This window comes from Streptomyces apricus, from assembly GCF_008369065.1.
GTDB lineage: Bacteria > Actinomycetota > Actinomycetes > Streptomycetales > Streptomycetaceae > Streptomyces > Streptomyces apricus.
Map to the genome: position 1 here is coordinate 16,571 of NZ_VDFC01000046.1, position 5,446 is coordinate 22,016.

Genomic DNA, 5,446 nt, shown 5'->3' on the forward strand with positions numbered 1-5,446 from the left:
CGCCGCCACCGCCAGTCCCGCCGTGACGAGTCCCGACAGCCCGACCGCCATCGTCGCCGCGAACCCGCGCCGTGACATACGCCCCATGCCGCACACTCCGCACCCAGTGGGTCCGCCTCGTCACGGACCGTCCACCGGGCCAGCATGCCCGACCCGGGCCGCCGATCGGGGACAAGTCCGGAGTAACGTGCGTGGCGCCGACCAGGACCGGACCCCGGAGACCTGCCGGCACCGTGACAGCGAGAGCGAAAGGGACGATGTGACCGACATCGAGCGCGTCGGAGTGGTGGGCTGCGGCCAGATGGGAGCGGGCATCGCCGAGGTGTGCGCCCGCGCCGGCCTGGACGTGAAGGTCGCCGAGACCACCGGCGAGGCGTTGGAGATTGGCCGGACCCGGCTCTACAACTCGCTCTCCAAGGCGGCCGAGCGCGGCAAGATCTCCGAGGAGGAGCGGGACGCCACGCTGGACCGGCTCTCCTTCACCACCGACCTCGGCGAGTTCTCCGACCGCGACCTGGTGATCGAGGCGGTCGTCGAGAACGAGCAGGTGAAGACGGAGATCTTCCAGGTGCTCGACCAGGTGGTGCTGCGGCAGGACGCGATCCTCGCCTCCAACACCTCCTCCATCCCGCTGGTGAAGCTCGCCGTCGCCACCTCGCGCCCCGACCAGGTCATCGGCATCCACTTCTTCAACCCGGCCCCGGTGCAGAAGCTCGTCGAGCTGATCCCGGCCCTCACCACCTCCGAGGGCACCATCAGCCGGGCGCAGGCGCTGGTGGAGAAGATCCTCGGCAAGCACGCGATCCGCGCCCAGGACCGCTCGGGCTTCGTGGTCAACGCGCTGCTGATCCCGTACCTGCTCTCCGCGATCCGGATGTTCGAGTCCGGCATGGCGAGCCGCGAGGACATCGACAACGGGATGGAGCTGGGGTGCGCCCACCCCATGGGTCCGCTCAAGCTGTCCGACCTGATCGGGCTCGACACGGTCGCGTCGGTCGCGTACTCGATGTACGAGGAGTACAAGGAGCCGCTGTACGCCGCCCCGCCGCTGCTCCAGCGGATGGTGGACGCGGGACGGCTGGGCCGGAAGTCGGGGTCGGGCTTCTACACCTACGGGTGACACTCGGGACACTGGTCACGCTCTGTATAAGTGCTGGCCAGTGCGGGCCCGGTTCTCTTCCGAGAGCCGGGCCCGCCGCATTCACACGCCGTGTGCGGTGCGGGCACGCATATGCCCGTCGCACACGCTCCCCAGGCCACCACCAGGGGGGTTGACTTTCCGTGCGCATCAGAGCGATGCGGCGACTACGGAAAGGAGCCGACACGTGACCCCCGACCCGGAGCATCCCGTGGTCCGAGGAGAACTCGCAGAGTTACGGCGGCGCCTCGACGTGGCACACGCCACCGTCGAGGGCAGCATGACTCTGCTCAGTCATCGCGCCGAACAGACCGCCAAGGAGCTCGATGACCTGAGCACTCGGGTCATCGCGCTCGAACACACCCGCTGGCCGCTGCGTGCGGTGGCGGTCGTCACGGCAGTGGGTGCACTGGCTGTGGCGGTCTGGCAGGCTCTGGGCCGTTAGACCCGAAGGACGCGGTGGGGGGATCAGGGCAAGGCGTCCTGCCCGAGCCTCAAGTGGTGCAGGAGGAGCAGCGCGGCCGCCATGTTGGCGGCCGGAACCTCACCGCGGGCGACCATGTCGGGAACGAGTTTCAGAGGAACCCATTCCCGGCGGTCCGACTCGAAGTCGTCCACGGGGTGCCCGATGTACGCGCCCTCGTCGGCCCAGTACACGTGGTGCCGCGCGTCCGTGAGCCCGTTCGACGGCTCGACGCTCATCAGATGGCGCAGGGGTCCCGGCCGCCAGCCGGTCTCCTCCTCCAGTTCGCGGGCCGCCGCGACGGCGATGTCCTCGCCGTCCTCGACCACCCCCGCGGGAAGCTCCCATCCCCAGCTGTCGGTGATGAAGCGGTGCCTCCACAGCAGCAGCACCTCGTTCGCCCCGTTCACGACCGTGGCCACCGCCACCGGACGCAGCCGGATTAAGAAGTGGTCGAGGTGCTGCCCGTTCGGCAACTCGACATCAGCGAGATTGACGCTGAACCAGCGATTTGCGTACACAATTTGTTCGTTCTGTTTCGTCCACTGCACTTTTCTGCCACCTTCCGTCAGGTAGATGGCAATATCGCAGCAGGACGGTTCGTACAGCAGGCTCACACCGGGGCACGGACGGCGCGGCGGCGGGCTCGGCGACGGGCGCGATGGCAGCTGCGAAGCCGCGCACTGCGCGGGGATCCGGGGATTCCGGGGACCTCTAGAGCGGTACGCGCAGCGCGCCGTCGATGAGTTCGGCGGCCTCGGAGGTGCCCGCGCACCCGCTGGCGACCAGGTGTTCGCGCACCGCCCGCAGTCTGTCGCGCAGCCGCTGGGACTCCATCCCCCGGGCCCGTTCCGCCATCTCGACGGCGGTGACCACCGCTCTGTCGGCGTTCCCCTGGCGCAGTTCGATCTGGCTGAGCATCGCGAGGCGGTGCACCCGTCCGCGGTCGTGCGCCGGGTTGTCCACGGCGGCCGCGGCGTGCTCCCGGGCGGCGGCCAGGTCGCCGAGGCTCAGCAGGGCCTCCGCCACCTGCACGTTGACCAGGCCCGGCTGGACATAGCCGGTCTCGTCCGGCTCGTACCCGCGCCGGATGCGGTCGGCGGCCTGCTCGGCACGCCGGATGCAGGACAGCGCGCTGCTGCCGTCGCCGAGGTGCGCGTACGCCTTGGCCTGCATCGCGGAGAGGTCCGACGCGAGCGCCGGCGTGATGTGACGCCCCGCGGCGCGCAGCGCGGCCTCGGCGAAGGCCACCGCCTGCCGGTTCTCCCGCATGAACAGCGCCTGGTTGACGAGGAGCGCGATGACGTAGGCGCCCAGGCCCCGGTCCCCGCTGGCCTTCGCCAGCCGCAGCGCCTGGTGGAAGTAGCGCTGGGCGAGCCCGTGCGCGTCGGAGTCGTACGCGCAGATGCCGGCGATCGCCACCAGACCGCCGGTGGCGCGGTGGAGCTGGCGGCCGGTGGCGTCGGTGTAGCTGCCCCGCAGGAGCGGCGCCGTCTCGGAGTTGAGGAAACCGACGATGCGGGTACGCGTCGCGACGCCCCCCGCCTTGCGGTACATCTGCTCGTAGTGGGCGCGGGCGGCGCGCAGCATCTCTATGTCGGACATCCGCACGCGCTGCCGGCCGCCGCGGGAGACGTCCACGTCCTCCGGCGGGTTCTCCCACTCCCACACGGGCATCACCGCGGGCGTGCCCGTGACGGCGGGGGCGCCCAGCAGGTGCGGGCGCTGCTGTTCGTCCGAGCGCCACAGTGCGGTGGCCCGCTCGACGAAACCGGAGAGCGTCGTGCCGTGCGGGGCGGCCGGTTCGCCGGGCACTCCGAGGCCGATGTCGTCGAGCGTGACGGGCCGTTGGAGCCGGCCCGCGAGGACCTCGCAGATCAGGTCGGGCACCTGCCCGCGGGGCCGCTGGCCCTTCAACCACCGGGCGACCGCCGTGTGTTCGTACCGCAGGGCGAGGCCGCGCGCCCGGCCCGCCTGGTTCACGTGGGCGGCGAGGCCCGCGTGGGAGATCCCGGCCTCGTCGAGGACCGCGTCGAGCAGAGTGTTGGGCTGCATACCTGCCATCCGGTGGCTCGGAGCCGACGGTGCTGTTCAACCTAGCGCGTCCGTCTTCACACGGGGTGTGAACGGAGTGCCCGGATCCGTGCAGTGCGCGCACTGTTGCGGAGAGTGGTGAATGGATTGACTTAAGTGCCTCGCAAGAGGCCGGCCGGGCCGCCGGCTCCCCCTCGTACAGTGCGGCGGCCCGGAATCAAGCCGTCCGCCCCGCTGCCTGCCCGACACTCCGTGGCGGGCGGACGGCTCCGCTCCGCCGGGGTCCGGCCGGGTCGCCGATCGTCGTTCGCCCGACGGGGCGGTTCTACGGGGTGCTGTGCTGTGCGGCCGACTCGCTGTGCCCCACCGGCGTGTGCACACGGTCGTTACGCAGGACCAGGACCGCCACGTCGTCGCCGGGGAAGCCGTCCGCGTGGGCCAGGAGCCGGGTGAGGAGCGCGGCCAGGACCGCCTGCGGCGAGGCGGGGCGGTCACGCACGGTGTCGGTGAGCGCCGCGGTCAGCGGGAAGAACCGGCCGGCGCCGTCACGGGCGTCCTCCACCCCGTCCGTGTGCAGGAACAGCGTCTCCCCCGGCAGCAGCCGCCCGCAGGGGACGACGGGCAGGTCGGCGGGGAGCGGGAACAGCCCGAGCGGGGGCAGGGGATCGCCGTGACCGAGGTGCTCCACCGGTCCGCGCACGCCGCCCTGTCCCGCGTCGGTACGCAGCAGGTACGGCCACGGGTGGCCGCAGTTCAGGGCGCGGACCTCACCGTCCCGGGCGATCTCCAGAAGCAGTACGGTGACGAACTCCTCGGCGACCGAACCGTCCGGGTCGAGCCCCGACGAGGGGTGCTCGGCCTTCGCGCGCTCCCGGAGGTGCCGGGCCATCGCCCGCTCCAGCCTGCGCAGCACGCCCGGCAGTTCGGGCTCGTCGTGGACGGCCTCGCGGAAGCTGCCGAGGACGGCGGCGACCGTCCCGATGGCGGCCAGGCCGTGGCCGCGCACGTCGCCCATGACGACCCGGACGCCGTACTCGGTGCCGATCACCTCGTACAGGTCGCCGCCGACGCCGGCCCCGCGGTCGGCGGAGAACTGGGCGGCCGCGACCGCCAGCCCGTCGACGCGGGGCGGCGGCGGACGCAGGAGGACGCCCTGGGTGGCGCCCGCGACCTTGCGGATCTGCCGCAGTTCGCGCAGCAGCCCCCGTCTGACGTGGAACATCAGGCCCGTGCCGACGGCGAAGAAGACGGCGCAGGTGGCGATCCGCGCGCCGAGGCCGTTCTGCTGGGCGAGCGGGCAGGTCAGTTTGTAGGTGATCGCGATCGCGCCCCAGGCGGTGGGCAGTCCGAGCGCGAGGACGCGGCGCAGCCGCTGTCTGCTCCGGCAGGGGCGCCGGGCCCTGGTGCGGCGCCGGGCGCGGGCCCTGGCTCTGCCGAGGGCCCGTGGGCTCCCCCCGGTCCCGCTCCGACGGATCGACCCACCCTTGGTACGGATCATGCCGACGGCCCCCCTAGGCCCTGTGCGCGCAGCCACCGGCCGGTCCGGCCGCGTCGATTCTGCCGACCACACACCCGACCTGCCCCACCTCACCCCCACTTGTCACTCAAACGAGTGAGGTGCCCCTTTCTCACAACCTGGGCACCACAGGGGCGCGGGGAACTGCGCAGTCTTTCGCTTTTGGGGGCGCGGGGAACTGCGCAATCTTTAGGGGCGCGGGGAACTGCGCGCTCAGCCAGGACGAACCCGCACCCGACCACCGACGCGCAGCCCCCGAACCATAAGGCCCAGAGGGGGGCTACCCCCTCAGCAC

The 5,446-nt window shown here is 71.8% G+C and carries 5 protein-coding genes; 2 read left to right on the forward strand and 3 right to left on the reverse strand.

What is annotated here, in order from left to right:
• Nucleotides 1-259 precede the first annotated feature (259 nt).
• On the forward strand, nt 260-1,120 hold the full coding sequence (locus FGF04_RS20130) for a 3-hydroxybutyryl-CoA dehydrogenase (RefSeq protein WP_149512716.1): 861 nt from the start codon (nt 260-262) through the stop codon (nt 1,118-1,120).
• Nucleotides 1,121-1,325: 205 nt separating this feature from the next.
• Nucleotides 1,326-1,583 carry a hypothetical protein gene (locus FGF04_RS20135; protein WP_149512717.1) on the forward strand — a complete coding sequence of 86 codons (258 nt, stop codon included), beginning with the start codon at nt 1,326-1,328 and terminating at the stop codon, nt 1,581-1,583.
• Nucleotides 1,584-1,606: 23 nt separating this feature from the next.
• Here FGF04_RS20135 and FGF04_RS20140 read toward each other — a convergent pair whose 3' ends face one another.
• From FGF04_RS20140 to FGF04_RS20150, 3 genes are all read right to left on the reverse strand, one after another.
• Nucleotides 1,607-2,152, reverse strand: a complete 546-nt coding sequence (locus tag FGF04_RS20140; protein WP_149512718.1) for an NUDIX hydrolase — start codon at nt 2,150-2,152, stop codon at nt 1,607-1,609.
• Between the two features lie 163 nt (nt 2,153-2,315).
• Nucleotides 2,316-3,656 carry a transcriptional regulator gene (locus FGF04_RS20145; RefSeq protein ID WP_149512719.1) on the reverse strand — a complete coding sequence of 447 codons (1,341 nt, stop codon included), beginning with the start codon at nt 3,654-3,656 and terminating at the stop codon, nt 2,316-2,318.
• 304 nt (nt 3,657-3,960) lie between these two features.
• Complete coding sequence (locus FGF04_RS20150; RefSeq protein ID WP_149512720.1) at nt 3,961-5,133, reverse strand: PP2C family protein-serine/threonine phosphatase; 1,173 nt, start codon at nt 5,131-5,133, stop codon at nt 3,961-3,963.
• Between the last annotated feature and the right edge of the window lie 313 nt (nt 5,134-5,446).

Bases quoted from the DNA above. Each gene is read 5' to 3' on its own strand.
- FGF04_RS20145 (WP_149512719.1), bottom strand. From the start codon at position 3,656: ATGCAGCCCAACACTCTGCTCGACGCGGTCCTCGACGAGGCCGGGATC.
- FGF04_RS20150 (WP_149512720.1), bottom strand. From the start codon at position 5,133: ATGATCCGTACCAAGGGTGGGTCGATCCGTCGGAGCGGGACCGGGGGG.